20 protein-coding genes, 2 tRNA genes and 1 pseudogene are annotated in these 23,825 nt (G+C 25.8%); 10 read left to right on the forward strand and 13 right to left on the reverse strand.

Going from position 1 to position 23,825, the window contains the following annotated elements:
* The first annotated feature begins 137 nt into the window (after positions 1–137).
* Positions 138–1,472, forward strand: coding sequence for an Nramp family divalent metal transporter (locus tag H0H59_RS01490; protein ID WP_185862418.1), 1,335 nt, complete (start codon positions 138–140; stop codon positions 1,470–1,472).
* Here H0H59_RS01490 and rplI read toward each other — a convergent pair.
* Genes rplI through mnmE form a run of 5 tightly spaced genes read right to left on the reverse strand, consistent with a single transcriptional unit; the run spans position 1,465 to position 5,532 of the window.
* On the reverse strand, positions 1,465–1,917 hold the full coding sequence (rplI, locus tag H0H59_RS01495) for a 50S ribosomal protein L9 (protein WP_185861886.1): 453 nt from the start codon (positions 1,915–1,917) through the stop codon (positions 1,465–1,467). The two genes, H0H59_RS01490 and rplI, sit on opposite strands and share 8 nt — an antisense overlap.
* Positions 1,918–1,920: 3 nt before the next feature.
* Positions 1,921–2,223: a 30S ribosomal protein S18 gene (rpsR, locus tag H0H59_RS01500; RefSeq protein WP_185861887.1), complete on the reverse strand. Its 303-nt coding sequence runs from the start codon at positions 2,221–2,223 to the stop codon at positions 1,921–1,923.
* Between the two features lie 2 nt (positions 2,224–2,225).
* The gene (gene rpsF, locus H0H59_RS01505; RefSeq protein ID WP_185861888.1) at positions 2,226–2,570 is read right to left on the reverse strand and encodes a 30S ribosomal protein S6; all 345 of its coding nucleotides are present in this window, start codon (positions 2,568–2,570) and stop codon (positions 2,226–2,228) included.
* Between the two features lie 60 nt (positions 2,571–2,630).
* Positions 2,631–4,136: a glutamate--tRNA ligase gene (gene gltX, locus H0H59_RS01510; protein WP_185861889.1), complete on the reverse strand. Its 1,506-nt coding sequence runs from the start codon at positions 4,134–4,136 to the stop codon at positions 2,631–2,633.
* A gap of 13 nt (positions 4,137–4,149) precedes the next feature.
* Complete coding sequence (gene mnmE / locus H0H59_RS01515) at positions 4,150–5,532, reverse strand: tRNA uridine-5-carboxymethylaminomethyl(34) synthesis GTPase MnmE (protein WP_185861890.1); 1,383 nt, start codon at positions 5,530–5,532, stop codon at positions 4,150–4,152.
* A gap of 73 nt (positions 5,533–5,605) precedes the next feature.
* Between mnmE and H0H59_RS01520 the strand changes: the two genes are divergently transcribed.
* The 5 genes from H0H59_RS01520 to H0H59_RS01540 all read left to right on the forward strand — a co-directional run bounded on the left by H0H59_RS01520 (position 5,606) and on the right by H0H59_RS01540 (position 12,435).
* On the forward strand, positions 5,606–6,502 hold the full coding sequence (locus H0H59_RS01520; protein ID WP_185861891.1) for a N5-glutamine methyltransferase family protein: 897 nt from the start codon (positions 5,606–5,608) through the stop codon (positions 6,500–6,502).
* Between the two features lie 6 nt (positions 6,503–6,508).
* Positions 6,509–8,518: an NAD-dependent DNA ligase LigA gene (gene ligA / locus H0H59_RS01525; RefSeq protein ID WP_185861892.1), complete on the forward strand. Its 2,010-nt coding sequence runs from the start codon at positions 6,509–6,511 to the stop codon at positions 8,516–8,518.
* Positions 8,519–8,672: 154 nt separating this feature from the next.
* Entirely contained in the window at positions 8,673–11,075 is a 2,403-nt protein-coding gene (lon, locus tag H0H59_RS01530) for an endopeptidase La (protein WP_185861893.1), read from the forward strand.
* 29 nt (positions 11,076–11,104) lie between these two features.
* Entirely contained in the window at positions 11,105–12,343 is a 1,239-nt protein-coding gene (gene lysA, locus H0H59_RS01535; RefSeq protein ID WP_394798653.1) for a diaminopimelate decarboxylase, read from the forward strand.
* Between the two features lie 7 nt (positions 12,344–12,350).
* Positions 12,351–12,435: transfer RNA gene (locus tag H0H59_RS01540), tRNA-Ser, on the forward strand.
* Positions 12,436–12,441: 6 nt separating this feature from the next.
* On the opposite strand, the gene metG is transcribed toward H0H59_RS01540, so the two are convergent.
* Positions 12,442–14,124: a methionine--tRNA ligase gene (gene metG / locus H0H59_RS01545; RefSeq protein WP_185861894.1), complete on the reverse strand. Its 1,683-nt coding sequence runs from the start codon at positions 14,122–14,124 to the stop codon at positions 12,442–12,444.
* 28 nt (positions 14,125–14,152) lie between these two features.
* Between metG and H0H59_RS01550 the strand changes: the two genes are divergently transcribed.
* Positions 14,153–15,046, forward strand: coding sequence for a 5'-3' exonuclease (locus tag H0H59_RS01550; RefSeq protein WP_185861895.1), 894 nt, complete (start codon positions 14,153–14,155; stop codon positions 15,044–15,046).
* Here H0H59_RS01550 and nadD read toward each other — a convergent pair.
* Positions 15,043–15,635: pseudogene (gene nadD, locus H0H59_RS01555) on the reverse strand (nicotinate (nicotinamide) nucleotide adenylyltransferase). The gene H0H59_RS01550 and the pseudogene nadD sit on opposite strands and share 4 nt — an antisense overlap.
* A gap of 64 nt (positions 15,636–15,699) precedes the next feature.
* Positions 15,700–16,809 carry a porin gene (locus H0H59_RS01560; protein ID WP_185861896.1) on the reverse strand — a complete coding sequence of 370 codons (1,110 nt, stop codon included), beginning with the start codon at positions 16,807–16,809 and terminating at the stop codon, positions 15,700–15,702.
* A 90-nt stretch (positions 16,810–16,899) separates the two neighbouring features.
* On the opposite strand from H0H59_RS01560, the gene H0H59_RS01565 reads away from it, so the two are divergent.
* Genes H0H59_RS01565 through ribB form a run of 3 tightly spaced genes read left to right on the forward strand, consistent with a single transcriptional unit; the run spans position 16,900 to position 20,529 of the window.
* A complete protein-coding gene (locus H0H59_RS01565) occupies positions 16,900–18,774 on the forward strand; it encodes a DNA translocase FtsK 4TM domain-containing protein (RefSeq protein WP_185861897.1) in 1,875 nt (624 codons plus the stop codon).
* Entirely contained in the window at positions 18,774–19,895 is a 1,122-nt protein-coding gene (locus H0H59_RS01570) for an LptF/LptG family permease (protein WP_317167908.1), read from the forward strand. Before H0H59_RS01565 ends, H0H59_RS01570 begins: the two co-directional genes overlap by 1 nt.
* Positions 19,896–19,905: 10 nt before the next feature.
* The gene (gene ribB, locus H0H59_RS01575; RefSeq protein ID WP_185861899.1) at positions 19,906–20,529 is read left to right on the forward strand and encodes a 3,4-dihydroxy-2-butanone-4-phosphate synthase; all 624 of its coding nucleotides are present in this window, start codon (positions 19,906–19,908) and stop codon (positions 20,527–20,529) included.
* A 17-nt stretch (positions 20,530–20,546) separates the two neighbouring features.
* Here the strand turns inward: ribB and H0H59_RS01580 are convergent.
* The 5 genes from H0H59_RS01580 to H0H59_RS01600 form a co-directional block, all read right to left on the reverse strand.
* Positions 20,547–20,620: transfer RNA gene (locus tag H0H59_RS01580), tRNA-Asp, on the reverse strand.
* Between the two features lie 9 nt (positions 20,621–20,629).
* Positions 20,630–20,950: a thioredoxin gene (trxA, locus tag H0H59_RS01585; RefSeq protein ID WP_185861900.1), complete on the reverse strand. Its 321-nt coding sequence runs from the start codon at positions 20,948–20,950 to the stop codon at positions 20,630–20,632.
* 66 nt (positions 20,951–21,016) lie between these two features.
* Positions 21,017–22,096 (reverse strand): M20 family metallo-hydrolase, encoded by a 1,080-nt coding sequence (locus H0H59_RS01590; protein WP_185861901.1) that lies wholly within the window; start codon positions 22,094–22,096, stop codon positions 21,017–21,019.
* Complete coding sequence (gene argB, locus H0H59_RS01595) at positions 22,087–22,872, reverse strand: acetylglutamate kinase (RefSeq protein ID WP_185861902.1); 786 nt, start codon at positions 22,870–22,872, stop codon at positions 22,087–22,089. Before argB ends, H0H59_RS01590 begins: the two co-directional genes overlap by 10 nt.
* Positions 22,869–23,825 carry an N-acetylornithine carbamoyltransferase gene (locus H0H59_RS01600; RefSeq protein WP_185861903.1) on the reverse strand — a complete coding sequence of 319 codons (957 nt, stop codon included), beginning with the start codon at positions 23,823–23,825 and terminating at the stop codon, positions 22,869–22,871. The genes argB and H0H59_RS01600 overlap by 4 nt, the downstream gene beginning before the upstream one ends.

The raw sequence follows: 23,825 nt of genomic DNA on the forward strand, positions 1-23,825 counted from the left end.
TATATAATTTATTTTATTTTCTTTTATGAAAAAAATTCTATTTTTTATAAATTTTTTTTAATTATCATGAAATAGATTTTACTATGAATCTACAACAAAAAGATGAAAACGGTTACCTTTATATTTTTTACTATTTTATGCAAAAAAAAAAATATTCTATAGGATGGAGGAATGAAAACAAGCATCCTTCTCTTTCTGAAGTTTTTTCTTCCGTTTCTGTTCCTAAACAAAAAGGAATATGGAGAAAACTTTTTGCTTTTACTGGTCCAGGACTATTAATTGCTGTAGGTTATATGGATCCAGGAAATTGGGCAACAGATATTGCTGGAGGAGCAAAATTTGGTTATATGCTTTTATCCGTTATTTTTATATCCAATTTTTTTGCTATTATTTTGCAACATTTATCTCTAAAATTAGGAATTGTTTGTGAAAGAGATTTAGCACAAGCATGTAGGGATCATTATCCACCCTTTATTAGTTTTATTTTGTGGATTTTATGTGAAATAGCTATTTCTGCTTGTGACTTAGCTGAAATTATTGGTTCTGTGTTAGCCTTAAAACTGCTTTTTGGCATTCCTATTACATGGGGTGTATTAATTACAGTTATTGATGTTTTTATCATTTTATTTTTTCAAAAAAAAGGGTTTAGATATATTGAAAGTGTGGTAGCAGCCTTAATATTTACAATTTTAGTTTGTTTTAGTTTTGAAATTATTAATTCAAAACCTGAAATTTTTCCCATATTAAAAGGAATTATTCCTAACCCTGAAATCATTAAAAATTCGCATTCTTTTTATATATCTATCGGAATATTAGGAGCTACTGTAATGCCTCACAATCTTTATCTTCATTCAAGCATTATACAAACCAGAGATTATCCACGCACTATAGAAGGAAAAAAAATGGCTATAAAATATGCTACTATAGACAGTACTTTATCTTTATCCTTAGCTTTTTTTATAAATGCAGCTATATTAATTATATCTGCAGCAACTTTTCATAAAGTTGGACTTACAGAAGTAGCAGATATTATGGATGCACACAAACTTTTAACTCCTATCCTAGGTTCTAGTCTTGCTGGAATTTTTTTTGCATTAGCTTTACTAGCATCAGGACAGAATTCCACATTAACTGGAACACTAGCTGGACAGATAGTCATGGAAGGGTTTCTAAATATAAAATTTAAACCTTGGATAAGAAGATTAATAACGAGACTTATCGCTATTGTTCCAGCTATGATAGCCTCTATTATTTATGGAGAAAAAGGAACAGCTGAATTACTAATAATTAGTCAAATAATTTTATCAATACAATTAAGTTTCGCTATTGTTCCATTAGTTTATTTTACAGGAGATTCTTATAAAATGGGCCCATTTGTAAATGGCCCAATTTTAAATATATCAGCTTGGTTAATCACTATAATAGTAGTATTACTAAATTTATTTTTATTATATGATACTTTTATTAGCTAGAAGCTAATACTTCAAAATTGAACAAAAACTCGCGTTTTCTATGCAAACGTATACTCGCTTGATGTTTTCCTATTGTTTTAATGACTTTATTTCCAGGAATTCTGATAAATTTTTTATCTATAGAAATTCCTTCTTTATTCAAAATTTTCATAAGTTCTTTATTATTAATAGAACCAAATAACTTACCTCCTTTACCTACCTTCGCTTGTATTTTAATAGTTAATTTTTTTAATTTTTCTTCTATTTTTTTTGATTTTTCAATTAAAAAATTTTCTTTTTTAGTGCGTTGCTTCAATGTTTCATGAATACTTTTTATGGTACCAGGTAATGCTAAAATAGCATACCCCTTAGGAATTAGATAATTTCTAGCATAACCTGGTGGAACATCTAATTCATCGTATTGAAACCCCAAATTTTCTACGTCTTTTTTTAAAATAATTTTCATTTTTTATCTTAAATCATCTGTTACAAAAGGTAAAAGTCCAATTTGTCTACATCTCTTTATAGCCGCATTTAATTTATTTTGATTTTTTTGTAAAGTTCCTGTTATTCTACGTGGCAAAATTTTACCTTGTGCATTCAGAAATTTTATTAAAAATATCGGGTCTTTATAATCTATATATTTAATATTTCTTTGTTCAAAATAACAATATTTTTTTTCTACTTTTGTTTCTATTTTAATAGGAGATAAGTATCTTAAATCACTCTCTACTAATTGTTTTGTCTGTTTATGGGGTTCTTCTAATATCATCGTTATTCATCTTTTTTTAATAATTTATTTCTTCTTCTTTCTGCATATTTTATTCCATATTTATTTAATTTTACAGTTAAAAAACGTAGAATACGTTCATCTTGTCTTAATTTCAATTCTAAATCAGATACGAAATTAGAATGTAACAAAAATTCAAATAAATGATAACAACCGCTTTGTTTTTTTTGAATAGGATAAGCTAGTTTTTTCAACCCCCAATGTTCCTGATAAACTATTTTTCCTTTTTTTTGCATAAGATAATTTTCATATTCTTTTACCGTTTCTTTTGCTTGATCATCAGATAATATAGGAGTTATTATCATGATATTTTCATAATGTTTAAGCATTTAATTTTTTTTACGAAAATGTAAATCTATATTTTTATGTTCTTTTTTCAAAAAAACATTCTAAATTTTTTCTTTTATTTGATTGATCAATTTTTCTATACGTCGTATACTTTCTTCTTTTCCTAACATTTCCAAAATAATGAAAATATCAATTCCTCTTAGTATCCCTACCAAAGCCAAGCGTAACAATTGCATAATTTTTTGTTTGTTTGTTGTAAACAATAATTTCAAATTTACAGATGTAAATTTATCTGCATAATATAACAATATTTTTGCATTATCTAATTTAGATATGGCATTTTTATTACATATTTCATGGAAAAAATGATCTTCATAAGAACTAGGAGAAATAAAAAAATAAAAAGAATGTTCCCATATTTCATGAATGAAATGTATACGATCAATCGTTAGATGGATAATTTTCCATAAATAGTCTTTATCTTTTTTGTCAATGGAACGTTTTTTTATTTCTTCGCAAAGAAATGCAAATATTTCTTCTTTTTTTTTATTTAAATATTTTTTATTGAACCAATTTGCTTTTTTTACATCAAAAAAAACACCAGATTTATTTATTTTTTCTAAAGAAAAAAAATTGATTAATTCTTGTAAAGAAAAAATTTCCCTTTTAATTCCAGGATTCCATCCTAATAAAGCTAACATATTTACAAATGCTTCTGGAAAATAACCCAACTCCCTATATCCAGGTATAATGATTTTAGTATCTGGAACTTTCCATTGTATAGGAAATATAGGAAAATCTAAATTTGCATTTCTTTTGCTAATTTTTCCTTTTCCATTATGTCTTAAAATTAAAGGTAAATGTGCAAAATTAGGGGGGGTCCAACCAAATGACTTATATAATAATATATGCAAGGACATAGATGGAAGCCATTCTTCCCCTCTTAGAACATGAGTAATTTTCATGATATGATCGTCAATAGTATTAGCTAAATGATAAGTAGCAACTCCATCTGATTTTAACAATATCTTATCGTCTAAGTGATCTGTATCAACTATTATATTTCCACGTATGATATCATACATATTCAATTTTTCTCCAGGTTGTATTTTAAATCGAATCACATAGGAAGAACCAGATCGCAATTTATCATGTAATTGTTTTTTCGTCATAGTTAAAGAATTGTTCAGTTTCATTCTAATTTTATAATTATAAGAAAAAGATCCCCCACTATCGTGATATTCCTTTCTTTTTCTATCAAGATCTTTATCTGTATCAAAAGCATAATATGCATCACCTTTTTCTAACAATTTATTTATATAAATACGATAAATATTTATTCTTTTAGATTGATAATAAGGGGAATAAGGGCCTCCATAACCTACTCCTTCATCCGGCTCTATGTTACACCATTTTAATGTTTCCAGAATATATAATTCAGAATTAGAAACCCATCTTTTTCTATCGGTATCTTCCATTCTAAGAATAAACGTTCCGCCATGTTTTTTAGCAAAAAGATAATTATATAATGCGGTTCGTATGCCACCTAAATGAAGTGGTCCTGTTGGACTAGGAGCAAAACGAACTCTTACAAAATTTTGTGACATAACTAAATGAATCTTATTTACCAATACAAAATTTGGAGAAAATATTTTTTAGAATATCTTCACTTGTTATTTCTCCCGTAATCTCTCCTAAATAACGCAATGCTTCTTTAATATATATAGAAACTAAATCTTCTGAAAGCCCTTTATGTAAAGCATCATCAGCTAATAAAACCTCTTTTAATGATAGTTGCAAAGCTTCATAATGTCTGTTTTGTGTAACTACTATTTTTTTTTCTTTTAATTTTTTAAGAAATAAATGACTCAAAGTATTGAGTACTCCTTTTACTTCATGATTATTTTTTGCAGAAATTTCAAAAAAATAAGAAACCTTTGATTTTATATGATCATAATCATGTAAAAGTGAGATATCGGACTTATTTGCTACTATAAAAATGTTTTTTAGTGGATACTTATTGTGAATATTTTTAATATCACTAATAATCTTTTCTTGTTTTTCTTTAGAAGAATCAAAAATATATAATATAACTTGAGCCTCTTCTATTTTTTCCATGGTCTTTTCAACTCCCATCATTTCTATGGGATCTTTAGTTTTTCTAATTCCAGCTGTATCCCAAAAATTAAAAAGAATCCCATTTAAAATAATTTTACCTTCCACACAGTCTCTAGTAGTACCTTCGATATGAGATATAATAGAACGGTCTTCCTGAATTACCTGATTGAAAAAAGTAGATTTTCCAACATTGGATTCTCCAATAATAACCACATAAACTCCTTTCTTTATAGCATTTCCCAAAGAAAATGATTCAATTAAATTTTTTAAAATTTCTTCTAATTTTTGTAAAAATAAAAAAAGCTCTGATCTATTAGCAAATAGAAGATGATCTTCAGAAAAATCCAATTCTAGTTCTAGTAAAGATGCAAAATATAACAATTTTTTTCTTAAATCCTTAATAGTATTAGATAATGTTCCTTTTATTTGTTGTAAAGAGATTTCATGATAGGTTTTATTTTCAGATGAAATAAGGTCCGCGATAGCTTCAGCTTGTGATAAATCAACTTTTTTATTTAAAAAAGCACGAAATGTAAATTCTCCAGGACGGGCTAATCGTGTTCCTTTTCTAATTAACAATTGCAAAATTTGTTGTTGTATATAATAAGATCCATGACAAGATATCTCTATCATATTTTCTCCAGTATAAGAAAAAGGAGATTTGAAAATAGAAACTAATACTTGATCTAATAAATTATTATTTTCAATAATATATCCTAAATGAATCGTATGTGTTGATTGATTTTCCAGTTTTTTTCCAGTTTTCATGGGAAAAAAAATATTTTCAACAGTAGATATGGAATTTTTTCCAGAAATACGAATAACAGATATAGCACTGACCCCAATAGGAGTTGCTAAAGCAACAATGGTATCGTCATCTAACATTAATTATATTATGATTTTTTTATTAAATTAAATATTTTTTTTAATTCGCATGATTAAAATTTAATTTTATCATATGGGGGATTTGGACAAATTTTACCGTTTATTTAAAAAAACTCTTCAAGATTTATATACAGAACCTAAAGAGTTAAAAAGTATCTTTTTTTTACTTACTACTCATTTTTTGAAATGTGATAAAACAACTATATTATTAAAATTAAGTAGAAAAGAAAAAATTAATTTTCTTATTTACGAAAAATTAATAAAAAAATTATGGGAATTGAAAAAAAATAGACCCATACAATATGTAATTGGAAAGGCATACTTTTTTGATATGGAATTCATAGTAAATGAAAAAGTATTCATTCCAAGACAAGAAACGGAAGAACTGGTATACTGGATCCTACAAAAGGATCATAATAATAAAAATGATAATTTCGTTCAAATATTTGATATTGGAACAGGAAGTGGATGTATTAGTATTACCTTAAAAAAGAAAAAACCTGAAATAGGATTTATTCATGCAATTGATTCAGAGCATAAAGCTCTTTACATAGCTCGTAAGAATGCAAAATTACATGATGTAGATATTTCATTCAAAAGAGTGGATATTTTTAGAAATTGGATTCCTATATACAAAATGAACGAAAATTCTGTAAGCATTATCGTAAGTAATCCTCCTTATATTAGACTATCTGAAAAAAAATTACTACATCCAAATATTATTCAATACGAACCTATTAAAGCTTTATTCGTTTCTGATGAGGATCCTTTGATTTTTTATAAAAAAATTTCTTTTTGGATAAAAAAAAAATTTACTGGAATAGTTTATGTTTATTTTGAAATAAACCAATTTATGTATTTAGATATTATTGAATTTTTAAAAAAAATAGGGTTTCTAAATATAGAAATAAGAAAAGATTTTCAAGGTTTTTTTCGAATGATTAGTGCCGTATATTACGTCAATAAATAACTATCTATGGATAAAAATATAAAAAATAAAATATCTAAACTAAGAAAAGAATTATCAAAATATAATTATACATATTATAATTTGGATACTTCAGACATATCCGATTATCATTTTGATAAAAAATTAAAAAAATTGTCTTTTTTAGAAAAAAAATATCCTGAATTTTATGACCCTAATTCTCCAACAAAAAAAATAGGAGCAGAGGGGAATAAACCTAATACAACAGTTTTTTATAAGTATAAAATGTATTCTATTCAAAATACTTATTCTAAAAAAGAATTAATAATTTGGAAAAAAAAAATAAGTAAATCAATTCATTCTTTATCCTTCGTCTGCGAATTAAAATATGATGGAGTATCCATCAATTTAATTTATCAAAATGGTTTATTAACAAATGCTATCACTCGTGGAAATGGAGAAAAAGGAGAAAATGTAACAGACAATATAAGAACTATAAAATATATTCCCATTAAATTAAAAGGAAGTAGCTGCAGTTATCCTTCGTATCTTGAAATACGTGGAGAAATTTTTCTTCCTATAAAAAATTTTATAGAAATAAATAAAAAACGTATAAAAAATGGACAAAAACCTTATGCAAATCCAAGAAATACAGCGAGTGGAACACTTCAAACTAATGATCAGAAAGAAGTCCGTAAAAGAGATTTATTTTGTATAGCATTTCATGTAATAGGAAAAAATTTGCCTTTTAACACACAATATGAAGCTATAAAATACATAAAAAATTGGGGATTTAAAGTACCAAAAATTCCAGAAACAGCACGTTTTTGTAATAACATGGAAGAAGTATTCCATTTCATAGACTTTTGGAAGTTATGGAAATATAAACTTCCCTACCATACAGATGGTATAGTTATTAAAGTAAATGAATTCAAAAAACAATCTATTTTAGGATTCACCAATAAATATCCACGGTGGGCCATTGCCTACAAGTTTAAACAAAAATTGTCTGAAACAAAATTATTAAATATTACATTTCAAATAGGACGTACTGGAATAATTACTCCTGTTGCTAATGTAGATCCTATTTCAATTTCTGGTACAACAGTAAGAAGAGTAGCACTTTATAATGACAGTTTTATACAAAAAATGGGAATTCATTATGGAGACTCCCTTCTATTAGAAAAAGGAGGCAGTATTATCCCAAAAGTAACAAAAATAAATATAAAAAAAAGATTGAGTAAAGCCTTTCCTGTCTTATTTTTAAAAAAATGCCCATCATGCAATAGCATTTTAGAAAAAAAGAATGAATTATTTTATTGTAACAATCCAAACTGTTATTCTATAATAATAGAAAAAATAAAACATTTTGTAAGTGAAAAGGCTATGGATATACAAAATATTGGTAATAAAATAATTACAAAACTATACAAAAAAGGTTTTTTATGTAATTTTTATGATTTATATGAATTGAAAAAAGAAGATTTACTTCAAATAGATGGAGTAAAAGATAAATTGGCAGAAAACATTATAAATAATATAAAAAAATCAAAAAAAAATTCCTATCATAGAGTATTGTATGCTTTAGGAATTCGTCATGTAGGAGAATATATTTCAAAAAAATTAACAGAATACTTTTTGGATATACATTCTTTAATGCATGCAAATTACGATCATTTAATTTCTATTTCAGGTATAGGAAAAAAAATTACAAAAAGCGTAATCACTCATTTTTCATCTAAGGAAAATCAACACATAGTTAAAATGTTGATAAAATATGGATTACATTTTTATTTTATTAAAAAATATTCTTTTTCTTCTATTGAAAAAAAATCTTTTGTATTTACAGGAAAACTATCTAGTATGACTAGAAACAAAGCTAAATCTATAGTAGAAAATTTAGGGGGAAGAGTATATAATGCTGTTAATAATCAAATTAATTTCATAGTAGTTGGAAAAAATTTTGGATCAAAATTAAAAAAAAGTATGGAAAAAAATCATGTAAAAATTTTAACAGAAAATCTTTTTTTGGATATGCTTAAAAAAGCAAAAAAATAAAAAATTTTTTAACGATTGTTATAATAAATTCAAAAGAAAAATAGTCTGTATCGATGGTTTTGTATTTCATATAGAAAACAGTATATTTAATTTTGAAGTGGTGATAATTCTTATATGAATTCATACATCATTGAAGTAAGAAATCTATTTTTTTATGTTACTAAAAAATATATTTACAGAATCTGGATTTGAGTCTGAAGCTGAGTTTATACCCTTAATGAGTCAAGATGAAGAAGATCAGTTACTTAAAGGTGATATTCCTGAACAATTATGTATTTTAACAGTCAGAAATATGGTTTTGTATTCTGGAATTGTTTTTCCAATTATAGCTGGAAAAAGTAGATCCATCCAATTGTTACAAGATGCTTATGGATTAGATAAAACAGTTGGAGTATTAACACAAAAGAATTCTGGAATAGAAAATCTTAGTGAAAAAGATTTGTATTCTATTGGAACGGTTGCTAAAATATTGAAATTATTAAAAATGCCTGATGGCAATACAACTGTTATTTTGCAGGGGAAAAGAAGATTCAAAGTAAATCGTTTTATTCAAAACGATCCATATTTTAAAGCAGAAATTATAGCTTTAGAAGAAAACAAACCTTCTTGTAAAGATAAAGAATACCTTGCATTGGTAGAATCTATAAAAGAAATCGCTATAAAAATTATTCAGGATAACCCAAATATACCATCAGAAGCAAGCATTGCTATTCGCAATATAGAAAGTCCTTCTTTCTTAATAAACTTTGTAGCAGCTAATATGAATTTAGCTACTAAAGATAAACAAAAATTGTTAGAATACGATGATTTAAAAAAAAGAGCGATGGAAACATTGCGATTTTTAAATGTTGAACATCAACAAATTAAATTAAAAAACGATATTCAATCCCGTGTTCGTAGTGACATGGATCAGCAACAAAGAGAATATTTTTTGCATCAACAAATTAAAGCGATACAAGAAGAATTAGGAGATATTTCTTATGAAAAAGAAATTGATGACATGCGTGTTAAAGCTTCCAAAAAAAAATGGCCAAAAGAAGCAAAAAAACAGTTTGATAGAGAATTGCTAAAAATGCAAAGAACTAATCCTCAAATGCCAGAATATACGGTTCAGAGAAATTATCTAGAATTGATGATTGATCTTCCTTGGGGAAGATATTCAAAAGATAGTTTCGATTTAGAATATGCACAAAAAATATTAGAGAGAGATCACTATGGATTAGAAAAAGTAAAAGAGCGTATTATAGAATATTTAGCTGTTTTAAAATTAAGAGGAGATATGCGTTCTCCTATTCTATGCTTTTATGGACCACCTGGAGTAGGAAAAACTTCTTTAGGAAGATCTATAGCCACTGCACTGAAAAGAAAATATGTGCGTATTTCTTTAGGTGGATTACATGATGAGTCGGAAATACGTGGACACAGAAGAACTTATATAGGTGCTATGCCTGGTAGACTTTTACAATCTATACGAAAAGTAGGAACTTCAAATCCTGTTTTTGTTATTGACGAAATTGATAAAATGGGTTTAGGAACAAATGGGGATCCTTCTTCTGCCATGTTAGAAGTTTTAGATCCAGAACAAAATACCTCATTTTACGATAATTTTTTAGAAATGGGTTATGATTTATCAAAAGTATTGTTTATTGCTACAGCAAATACACTTTCTCATATACAACCAGCTCTCATAGATAGAATGGAGATCATAGAAATGAATGGATATACGGTAGAAGAAAAAACACAAATTGTAAAAAAACACATACTTCCTAAACAATTAAAAGATAATGGATTAAAAAAATATGAATTGAAACTTGGGACAAAGCAAATAGAAAAAGTCATTGAAAGTTATACCAGAGAATCTGGATTAAGAACTCTGGAAAAGCATATAGCTAAATTAGCACGTTATGTAGCCAAGCATATTGCTATGAATAAAAAATATGTAAAACATTTAAGTATTGAAAAAATAGAAAAAATTCTTGGTATTCCAAATGATCCAAATCGTTATGAAGAAAATAATGTTCCAGGTGTAGTAACCGGATTAGCATGGACTAATTTTGGAGGAGATATTTTATATATTGAATCCAGTTTATCTAAGGGAAAAGGAAATTTAAGTATTACTGGTAATTTAGGAGAGGTTATGAAAGAATCTGCTACAATTGCTTTGCAGTATATTAAAGCTCATTATAAAGAATTTAACATAGATCCTATCATGTTGGAAGAAAAAAATATACATGTTCATGTTCCTGAAGGAGCAGTGCCTAAAGATGGTCCATCTGCAGGAATTACTATGTTAACATCCTTAGTATCAAGTTTTACAAAAAAAAAAATAAGACCTAATTTAGCGATGACAGGAGAAATAACTCTAAGAGGAAAAGTTCTTCCTGTAGGTGGAATTAAAGAAAAAATTTTAGCAGCTAAACGTGCTAATATTAAAGAAATTATTCTTTCACAGGATAATAAAAAAGATGTAGAAGAAATTAAACCGGAACATTTAAAAGGATTAACCTTTGATTATGTTATAAATATGAATGATGTGATTCATTTAGCTTTATTGTAAAAAAGTTTTTGATCCTATTTTTAGTTAATATGATGAATGAATTAGAAAATATAAATGAGACAGTTCATAGAGAACACTTAATAAAATTAGCAAAAAAGTACGGAACTCCACTTTATATATATGATTTTTTTAAAATAAAAAAACAATATATGAAGATGAAAAATGCTTTTAGTGGAATCAAAAATTTAATCATTAATTACGCTTGTAAAGCTAATACAAATTTGAATATATTGAAATTTTTACAAAAATTGGGAAGTGGATTGGATACAGTATCTATACAGGAAGTAGAGCTAGGATTAAAAGCTGGTTTTAAGCCTAAAAAAATTATATTCACACCTAATTGTGTTTCCATTCAAGAAATAAAAAAAGCCGTTGGTTTTGGAGTTAGAATTACCCTAGATAATCTATCCATTTTAGAACAGTTTGGAGAAAATTACTCAGATTATTCTGTAGGAATAAGAATAAATCCGCATATTATGGCAGGAGGTAATTTAAAAATTTCAGTTGGACATATTGATTCAAAATTTGGCATTTCTTACTATCAAATTCCTCATATGAAAAGAATATTAAAAAATACAGGACTAAAAATAGAAGGATTTCATATGCATACAGGATCTGATATATCAAATATTAAAACATTTTTAGAAGTATCGAAAGTATTGTTTCAAACTGCTATAGATTTTAAAAATCTTGATTATATTGATTTTGGTAGTGGGTTTAAAGTTCCATATACTAAAAATGATATAAAAACAGATCTTACTTCCTTAAGTAATTATATTACAGAAAAATTTAAAAAATTTTGTAAAAATTACGGAAATAAAATGACTTTGATTTTTGAACCAGGTAAATTTTTGGTGAGTGAATCTGGATATTTTTTAGTTCATGTAAATGTAATAAAACATACGACTTCTACTGTATTTGCTGGAGTAGATTCAGGTTTTAATCATTTCCTTCGTCCTATGTTTTATGATGCTTATCACTGTATTGAAAATATTTCTAATCCAAATGGTCGTTTTCGTTTTTATACTGTGGTAGGGTATATTTGCGAATCAGATACTTTTGGTTTGAACCGGAAAATTAAAGAAATCCGTGAGGGAGACATTTTGTGCATAAAAAATGCGGGAGCTTACTGTTTTTCTATGTCCTCGAATTATAATTCTCGTTATAGACCTGCTGAGGTAATGATTTTGAATGGAAAAGATTTTCTAATAAGAAAAAGAGAAACTATGCAAGATATTATAAGAAATATAGTGGAAATAAACATGTAAATTGAATGGAGAGATGGCAGAGTGGTTAATTGCGTCGGTCTTGAAAACCGTTGAGGAAAATACCTCCGGGGGTTCGAATCCCTCTCTCTCCGCTATTCTTAAAGTATTTTTTCCAATTTTTTTATTTGTTTTTGAATACTTTCATTAGTTATTTTTTTAAATAAAAAAGTGTATTGTCCTAATAAATGCCCTGGACATAATATTTTTTCAATATTTTTTATTTTTTTCCAAAAAAATGTTTTTAAACGAAGCATATTTAACAATTTTTTAGAAGTATGTGGAAGAAAGGGTTCTGCTAATAAAGCTAACATTGCAACAATTTGCAAAGAAACATAAAGAATGGTATCTATCCGTTTTTTTTCTTTTTTTTTCCAAGGTTCTTCTTCTGTTAAGTATTTGTTCCCAAGTCTAGCTAAATCCATAAAACATGTTAAAGATTCTCTGAATTTATAGGATTCAATAAAATACCCTATATGTTCTGGATAATTTTTTATTTTATTTAAAATATTTTTATCCTTTATAGATAAAATTCCAGGATGAGGAACAATGCCATTATTGTACTTTTTAACTAAAGTTAAACTTCTATTTACGAAATTTCCTAATATAGCAACCAATTCAGTATTATTTTTTCTTTGAAAGTCTTTCCAATTAAAATTATTGTCTTTTTTTTCTGGCATATTAGCTATGAGAATGTAACGAAGTGTATCCTGTTGATTTGGAAAATCTTCTAAATATTCATGTACCCACACAGCCCAGTTTTTAGAAGTAGATATTTTTTTATTTTCTAAATTTAAAAATTCATTAGCCAATATTTGATTCGGTAAAATATATCCACTATTATATGATTTAAGTATAATTGGAAAAATTATGCTATGAAAAACAATATTATCTTTTCCTATAAACTGAATTAATTTGGTATTTTTATCCTTCCAATAAGGTTTCCAATCTATTTTTTTTCGTTTAGACCATTCTATGGTAGAAGAAATATATCCTATAGGTGCTTCAAACCACACATACAAAACTTTTCCTTTTTCTTGTGTTATAGGAACAGGAACTCCCCAATTCAAATCTCTCGTTATAGCACGAGGTTTTAATCCTTGATCTAACCAAGACTTTGCTTGTCCATATACATTAACTTTCCAATCTTTTTTATGACTAATTAAAATCCATTTTTCTAAAAATTTTTGATATTGATTCAAAGGGAAATACCAATGTTTAGTTTTTTTTAAAACTGGAAAACTTCCACTTATAGTAGATTTTGGATGTATTAATTCTTCAGCAATTAAAGAACTACCACAATTTTCGCATTGATCTCCATAAGCATCGCTTTTATTGCAATGTGGACATGTACCGGATATGTACCTATCCGGTAAAAATTGTTTAGTTTCTTCATCGTAAAATTGTTCAGATACTTTTTCAAAAATTTTTTTTTTTTCATGAAGTTTTTTAAAAAAAGAAGTAGAAATTTCGTAATGAATTTTTTTTGAGGTTCTGGAATAATTATCAAACTGTATCCCAAAATTAGTAAAACAATCTTTAATCATGTAATGATACTTATTTACTATTTCTTTAGGAGTTTTTTTTTCTTTTTTAGCTTGCATTGCAATAGGTACTCCATGTTCATCCGATCCACATATAAAAATAACATCTCTATTTTTTTGTCTAAGATAACGAACAAAAACATCTGCAGGTAAATAAACTCCTGCTAAGTGACCTATATGAATTGGTCCATTTGCATATGGTAAAGCAGCAGTTACTGTATATTTATTTGATTTTTTCATTTTTCATATTAAAATTGCAAATTGATATATGACTAAAAAATTATTTTTAATTGATGCATATCCTATTATTTATCAGAGTTTTTATGCTTTTATAAAGAATCCTCTTTTTACTTCCAAAGGACTAAACACTTCTCCTATCATAAATTTTACGTATTTATTGATAAACACATTAAATGATGAAAAGCCATCTTATATGGCTACTATTTTTGATACAAAAAAAGAAATTTCTTTTAGAAAAAAAGAATATTACAAATATAAAGCACATAGAAAAAAAACACCAGAAGCTATTTGCATGGCTATTCCTTATATTAAAAAAATTTTAAAAACCTTTCAAATTTATTATTTATATGCTAAAAATGGATATGAAGCCGATGATTTGATCGGAACCATAGCTAAACAAGCAGAAAATAAAGGATATCTCATTTATATAATTACTTTGGACAAAGATTTTTTTCAATTGATCACAGAAAATATTAAAGTTTATATTCCACCTTTTAAAGGAAAAACAAAAAGAATATTAGGAATAGAGGATATAAAAAAAAAATTTGGAGTAAAACATCCAAAACAAGTTATAGATTTATGGAGTATGATGGGAGATCCTTCTGATAATATCCCAGGATTACCAGGAATAGGAGAGAAAAACGCTATAAAATTTATTAAAAAATATGGAAGTATTGAAAATTTTTTAAATTCACCTCATGATCTTAACGATAAAATAAAAAAAAATATTGAAAAAAATAAATATTTAGGTCTTTTATACAAAAAATTAATTACTATTGTTACTAATATTCCCCTTTTTTATTTTCATGAGGAAAAATTCCATATCAAGAAACCAAATTGGCATTCCATAAAAAAAGTATTCGAAGAACTGCAATTTATAAGATTATTAAAAAAAGCTCATCAATATTATAATAAATATTAATTTTTATTTTTTCTATAAAACTTATACTTTTTCATATAATTCCAAACTTCTGGATGAAGCATAGGTTTCATATTTTTTCCTTCTCGAATCGCATTTCTAATTAAAGAAGAAGATATTTCAATAATTGGAGCTTTCAAAAAAATTATATTATCCTTATTATGTTTAAAAAAAGGAACAGAATTGAAAAAATTACCAATTCTAGGATAAACAAAAATATCATATTTATTTAAAATAATTTTATAATTTTTCCATTTTTTTAAAGAAAAAAAAGAATCTTTTCCCAAAAGAATAGAGAATCTATTCCTAGGATATTTTTTTTTTATATTATACAATGTATGAATTGTATAAGAAGGAAAAGATCCAGATTCAATATTATACAAAACACTCATTTTTTCATAACCATAAACAGCAATTTTAACCATTTCCATACGGTGTTCATAATCTAAAAGATTTTTTTTTTTAATGGATTTTGTGGAGATACAACAAACCAAACATGATCCATGTCTAAAAATTCTGTAATATGATTAGCAATGATTGTATGTCCTAAATGTATGGGATTAAATGATCCAAAATAAAGTACTATTTTCATATTTCATATCAATACATAAAAAATAAAAAAATACCGAGGATATATCTCGATATTTTTTTATTTTTTAAATGATCTTAACACGATAACTAAATCCTAAAATAATAAAATGATTATTCTTATTTTCTTTTTTAATCTTATCTAAATTGTAGTTAGATCTTTGATTTTGATAGACAAAATGAAAACTAAGATCTTCATTTTTTATTGGAAGAAATTCTATACCACCATAATAAGTATATGCTTTTTTAAATAATTTATTTTCACCTAAAATATCATTTATTCCTTTTTTAGAGGTTCCCATTTCATATACTCCTTTTGCAATAAAATTCCATTTTGGAATAAAATTGTATTTCAATTTTACTAAATAAGTTCCATATTTTACAGAAGCAGTATTATGATAATCGTTATTACATTCCCGTAATATTTTTGTTATATCCCCATTTCTTTCTATATCTTCATCACTTAATATATAATCTGCTTCTATAGAAAAAGGTTTCAAATATAATTTACTACCTAAAGCTAGTAATTTCCAAAATTTTTTATTTTCTTTTTCTTGAAAAATAGAATAAGACCATCTGTTTTGTATTATTTTATTAAAACTCCAATTCCAATTCACAGAATAGCCCATAGGATGATTCACTTTATTTTCTTCCTTATTATTTGTATTTGAACTAGTAATGCTATTTACAATTTGAAATTGTAATTCATGATTTTTTATTGGAAGATAAATAAAATTGAATCCAACAGGATTCTCCTTATTTTTGTATACATCCGTATACCTATATGCGGATTCATAGAAACTATTAGCATATTCCATACTTCCGAAAGAAGCAGGTTGTTTTCCTATTAAAAAATAAAGTTTATCATTCCACTTATATTTTAAATAAGCTAAATCAAGCATTTTATTTGTTTGATTCAATTTTTTTGCAAAAGAATAACTTATTTTTTCATTTGCCTTTCCTCTCACTTCTAAATTTAAATAGTCTTCATTAAAACGAGAACCTTCAAAAAATTCTTTTTTTACTATAGAATTCATACTATTCGTAAAATCTATAAATATGTTCAAATGAGTATTTTCATTTTTTGTTTTTTTTTCTTTTATTATTTCTGATTCTGAATGGCTATGAAAAGGATAAAAAAATAAAAGAATAAGGAAAATAATTTTTGTTTTTTTCATTTTTTTATTTTATTATTATATTACAATATAATAAATTTTTATAAAAAAAGTTTAAAAAAAATTAAATTTCTTTTTCAGAACTACTTTTTTATGTACAAAAAAATTTCAAAAAAAAAAATAATAAACGAAAATAAAATTATAAAAACCATTTTTGGATTTTTTTTACTAGGAAATAGCCTTTTTTTATTTTTAAGTTTTTTTTCTTTTTTTTTTCATTGGAAAAATGATCAAAGTCAACTATCAAAAATTTTTGATAAAGAAATTATAGCAGAAAATTTACTTGGAAAAATAGGTTCTGCTATATCTCATTATTTTATTCACTCTGGAATAGGAATTAGTGCTTTTTTTATTCCTATACTGTTATTTTTAACAGGATTAAAAATTCTTTTTACAAAAAAAAAATTTCTTAATAATTTCTATAAATCAACAATATATAAATTTATATTTTTCAGTATATGGCTTCCAATAACTTTACATCTTATGATTCCTGATGAAGGAATTCTCTGTGGAGTTTTTGGATTTGAAATAGGTAATTTATTGATTCATTTATTTGGAAAAGTAGGATTATATATACTTATTTTGACTAGTATTATTTTTTACTTTATCATTACTTTTCGTATCAACACTCCAAACATAAAAAATGGGATACAAAAAAAAATACAATACTTTGACAAAAAAACGGATACAATATGCAAAATTGGTAATTTTATTTTAAATAAAAAAATCGTAAAAATTCCATTTAAAAAAGTATATAATACTGATACTAAAAATATTATACGTTCTATTTTTTCTAATTATAATAAAAAGGAAGATTTAACTTTTATTGACATAGATTTGGAATCTAGTAAAAAAAAAATAGTTCAAATCCTTAACTATTATAAAATAGAAGTATGTAAAATTAAAGCTATTATAGGTCCTACCATCACTTTATATGAAATATATCCTAAGATTGGGACTAGGATTTCAAAAATAAATAACTTAAAAAATGAGATTGCCTTAAATTTATCCGCTATATCTATAAGAATTATAGCTCCCATTCCTGGAAAAGGATCTATTGGTATAGAAATACCTAATAATCAACGCTATATAGTTGATATGAAAGACATTCTTTTTTCAAAAGAAAGTGATAAAAAGAGTCATCAAATGGAGTTACCGATTTCTTTAGGAAAAACAGTATTTAATGAAATTTTTATTATAGATTTAACTAAAATGCCTCATTTGCTTATAGCAGGATCAACTGGTCAAGGTAAATCTGTAGGATTAAATATGATGATTATTTTCTTGTTATATCAAAAAAATCCAAAAGATATTAAATTTATTTTAATCGATCCCAAAAAAGTAGAATTGTCTATATACAAAAAAATTTCAAAATCTTATTTTGCTACATTACCTAATTCCATAAAACCCATCATTACCAATTTACATGAAGTAAAAAATATATTAAATTCTTTATGCAAAGAAATGGATAAAAGATATGCTATTTTAGAGAAATATAAGGTAAGAAATATTAAAGAATATAATGTATATAATAAAAAAAAATATCATTTACCTTATATCATACTAATAATTGATGAGTTTGCAGATTTAAGTTTTTCTTTTAAAAAAGAAATAGAAATATATATAACTAGGCTTGCACAACTGGCTAGGGCTGTTGGTATTCATTTGATTATAGCAACACAACGTCCATCAGTTGATGTCATTACTGGATTGATAAAATCCAATTTTACTGCAAGAATTGCATTTAGAGTAAGTTCTAAAATAGATTCTAGAACTATATTAGATTGTACAGGAGCTGAACAATTGATAGGAAAAGGAGATCTTCTATTTTCTAATAAAAATGAATTGATACGATTACAATGTCCCTTTATGAATTTATCCGATATTAAAAAAATCGTTGATTTTTATGGAAAAAATAATCAAAAAAATGAATATTTTTTACTTCCTGAACCGGATATCGATACATGATGAAAAAACTTGATTTATACATGATTCGTTTATTTATAGCTCCTTTTTTAATGATTTTTTCCACAATATTTATCGTTTTTATGATTCAATTTTTTTGGAGTAAAATAGATGAATTGACTGGAAAAAATATTGATATTTTAATAATACTAAAATTTATCTTTTACTTTGGTATATCTATTATTCCATTAGTAACTCCTATTACTCTATTATTGAGTTCTATCATGATTTTTGGAGAAATATCAGAAAATCAAGAGCTTTTAGCTATAAAATCTTCTGGAATATCTCTTTTTCGTGTCATGAAACCTATTTTAGGTATAACCATTATTTTATCCATTGGATTGTATTTTTTTTCAGATTTTGTCATTCCAAAAGCAAAAATTAAAGCTAAAAAATTAGGATATAAAATATCATTAGCTCATCCCTATTTAAAATTAAAGGAAGGAATTTTTGTCAATTTTTTACCAGATTGTTTCATACAAATAGACAAAAAATATAATAATGAACTACATAATATATTTATTTTTTTTTATGAAAAAAATTCACTTGTAAATACGATTCGTTCTCAAAGAGGAACTATTATGACAAATAATAATGGATCTATTCAATTGAAATTAATTAATGGGATATTGTATAGTGAAAATAATACTAACGTACCCAATGAATCCTCCTATCAAATTGTAAAATTTGATACTTTAATTCAAAATTTGAACATTCCTTTAGAGGAAAAAATAAAATACTATTACGATAAACCCCTTGATACAAAAAATCTGATTGAAAAAATTGACTTTTTAAAACATCAGAAAAAAATTATTCTAAAAAAAAAAATATACTTATACAAGCTCCAATTAGAATTGCAAAAAAAATTAACATTTCCAATATCATGCATTATCATGTTTCTTACTGGAGCTCCATTAGGAGCTATAATTAGAAAAGGAGGAATAGGTTATCCAACTATTATAGCACTGATTATATTTATCATTTATTATATTTTGCTTACACTAACTCAAAATAAAGTAGAAAAAGCTGAAATATGTCCATGGATAGGAGCATGGATTCCTAATTTTATTTTTTTTCCAATAAGTATATGGATGACTTATAAAACTGTAATGGATGATTTTTAAATAAAAAAATATGGATAAAAATTTAAATGGAATTGAAGAGGCCATACAGGATATTAAAAATGGAAAAATGATTATCATAGTTGATGATAAAAATCGTGAAAATGAAGGAGATTTTATGGTAGCTGCTGAAAAAATAACCCCTAAAATTGTAAATTTTCTCATTACTCATGGTAGAGGATTAGTTTGTGTTCCCTTAACAGAAGAAAAATGTGATCAATTAGAACTTAAAATGATGGTAAAAAATAACACAGATCCTAAAAAAACGGCTTTTACTGTATCCGTAGATTTACGAGGCGATGGTGTTAGCACTGGAATTTCCGTTTCAGATAGAGCAAAAACTATTCTTGCCCTAGTAAACGAAGTTAAGCCAGAAGCATTTAACAAACCAGGTCACATTTTTCCTCTTAGAGCAAAAAAAGGAGGTGTTTTAGAAAGACCTGGACATACAGAAGCTGCTATTGATATAACTAAAATGGCTGGATGCATACCTGTAGCAGTAGTGGTAGAAATATTGAATAAAAACGGATCTATGGCACGTTTATCACAATTGATTAAAATATCTAAAAAATTTCATATAAAAATTATCTCCATAGAGAATATAATAAAATATAAAAAAAAAACAATGATCCAATGATAATGGATTATATCATGCGGTCTGGACGGGATTTGAACCCGCGACCCCATGCGTGACAGGCATGTATTCTAACCAACTGAACTACCAGACCAAAAAATACCTATTTAATTAAAGCGTCTAATTTTTTTTTAATTTCCTCCTTAGAAGTAATTCCAATATGCATATCTTTTTTTTCTCCATTTTTAAAAAAAATAATAGTAGGAATACTACGTATTCCATATTTAGAAGAAGTTTTTGGATTTTTATCCACATTTAATTTCATAACTAATGCTTTTGTATGATATTCAGTAAATATCTCTTCTAATAAAATAGACAAAGCTCTACATGGAGAACACCATGGTGCCCAAAAATCTACCAAAATAGGTTTATCAGATTTAGAAACTAACTTTTCAAAGTTATCATCGTTTATTTCTTGTAACATACTTTTTTACATTTAAAAAGAACATATTAAAAATAACATAACAAATTTACTTTTTTTGTTTTAAATTCAAAAGTGAAAGTTTTTTAATAAACAGATATAAATATCTATTCCTTCCATTATTTCTGAAATAAAAACGTATTCATTAGGCGTATGAGAACGTACACTATCTCCTACACCCATTTTAATTGTAGAAAATGGCATTATACTTTGATCTGATAAAGTTGGGGATCCATAAGTTTTTTTACCTATCAATTTAGCCTTTAAAACAATGGGATGCATGGGATCAATAAAAGAATAATTTAAATGATAAGAACGTGGTTTTATTTTAGAATTAATTTTTTTTCTTATTATTTCAATCAATTCCTCATTTTTATATAATTCATTGGTTCGAATATCTATGACAAAAGAACAAAAATCAGGTATTACATTATGTTGCATTCCCCCTTGGATTTGAGTGACATTTAAGGTAGTAAAACCTAATAATTCCGATTTTTTATTAAAAAAAAACTTTCTTAAATATTCTATGTCTTTTGTCGCTATATAAATAGCATTGATTCCTATATCTCTCGCAGAATGTCCAGTTTTTCCTTCCGCTATGCAATCCAATACTATTAATCCTTTTTCAGCAATAGCTACTTGCATTTTTGTAGGTTCTCCTACAATTCCTAAATCTATATATCCCAATTCCGGCAAAATTGCTCTAACGCCTAAAGATCCAGATATTTCCTCTTCTGCAGTAATAGAAAGAATTAATTTGTAAGGTAATTCAGATAAACTACTTAAATATATAAAAGTAGATATTAATGAAACAACGGAAGCTCCTGCATCATTACTCCCTAATCCGATTATTTTATTTTCTTTTTTTATAGCAGTAAAAGGATTGTTAATCCAATTTTTTCCTGGTTTTACCGTATCATGATGAGAATTTAATAATATAGTTCGTATATTTTTTTTTTTAGAAAAATTAGTATTTTCAGTCCATATATTGTTAAACTTTCTTTTTACATAAAATCCATATTGATGAAGATAATCTTCTATAATAAAAGAGGCCTTTTTTTCTTGTTTAGATATAGAAGGGGTATTGATTAATTTAATAAGAAGTTCTATAGCTTCTTTCTTTAGAACTTGCAAATTTACTACAGACATAAAATAGTCTTATGATTAAGATCATTTAAATAGTTAGGAAGTCCTATACTTACCTTAGATACTCCATTTTTTAATGCAAAAAAAGCATTTTCCAATTTAGGTATCATACCATTTTTTATTATGGTATGATTTTTTTTTATTTTTTGAAATAAATGAAAATTTATTTTCTTAAAATAAGATTCAGAATCCTGTATATCTCGTAAAACTCCTTTTTTTTCAAAACAAAAATGTAACTCTATTTCACTATCCTTTTCCCTTGCTAAGGATATAGCTATATAGGCTGCTATTGTATCTGCATTTGTGTTTAGTAAATTTCCTATTCCATTATGAGTGATAGAACAAAATACAGGAATTATATTTTTTTTTAATAAAAATTTTATTAAATGTGTATTAACACTTTTACTGTTTACATCTCCTACATATCCATAATCAATATTTGTTTTATCCCGTAAATATGATTGAATACAATTTCCATCTGCACCACATAAACCTAAAGCATTACAATGATAAGATTGTAATATAGCTACAATATTTTTATTTATCATCCCTGCATAAGTCATCACAACTATATCCAAAGTTTCTTTATCTGTTATTCTTCTACCTTGTATCATTTTTTGGTTTATGCCCATTTTATTTAAAATAAAGTCTGCTTTTTTTCCTCCTCCATGAATCAATATTTTATATCCTTGTAGTTTACTAAAATATTCCAAAGAAGAACGAATAACCTTTTGGTCATTAATTAAATGACCTCCAATTTTTACTATATGTATTTTCATAATAAAGATTGTATAATTTTTAAAAAAATTATTTGCGAAGCGTAAATTCTATTTTCTGCTTGTTGCAATACAATGGAATATTTACTGTCTAAAACCGCATCTTCCACTACAACATTTCTTCTGACAGGTAAACAGTGCATAAATTTAGCCTTATTGGTTAGTTTCATTTTATTTTCAGTAATCATCCAATCATAATTGGTACAAAATATTTTTCCATAATCTAAATAACTACTCCAATTTTTAGCATAAATAAAATCTGCATTTATAAATGCTTCATTTTGGTTATATGTAGTATAAATTCCATTAGAAAATTTTTTATGAAGATCGTATCTTTCTGGACACGTTATAGTGAAATCTATTTTATCTATTTTGGATATCCATTGAGAAAAAGAATTTGCTACAGAATGAGGCAATGGATTTATATGAGGAGCCCAACTTAATACTACTTTACATCGTTTTCTAAACAAAGATGTATATTCTGCAATAGTCATTACATCTGCTAAAGACTGCAAAGGATGCAAAGTAGCACTTTCCATATTTACTACTGGTACTCTAGAATATTTTAATATTTTATTAAAAATAACTTCTTTATAATCATAATTTTTATCGAAAAGATTCGGAAAAGTTCTTACTGCAAGAATATCACAATATATACTCATTACAGAAATAGCTTCTTTAATATGTTCTTGTGTCATTTTCATCACACTTCCATCATTCATTTCAATTTTCCAAGAATCCTTATGAATGTCTAATATCCAAGTATTACATCCTAAGTTAAAAGCTGCTTTTTGACAACTAATTCTTGTACGTAAACTAGGATTAAAAAAAACCAATCCTATTGTTTTATTTTTTCCAATATGTTGAAATTCATATGGATTTTTTTTTAAAAAAATAGCTTCTTTAATAATATCATATACGCTAATTACATCTTCAACGCTAAAAAATTTTTTCAT

Source organism: Blattabacterium cuenoti, from assembly GCF_014251715.1.
Taxonomy (GTDB): domain Bacteria; phylum Bacteroidota; class Bacteroidia; order Flavobacteriales; family Blattabacteriaceae; genus Blattabacterium; species Blattabacterium cuenoti_M.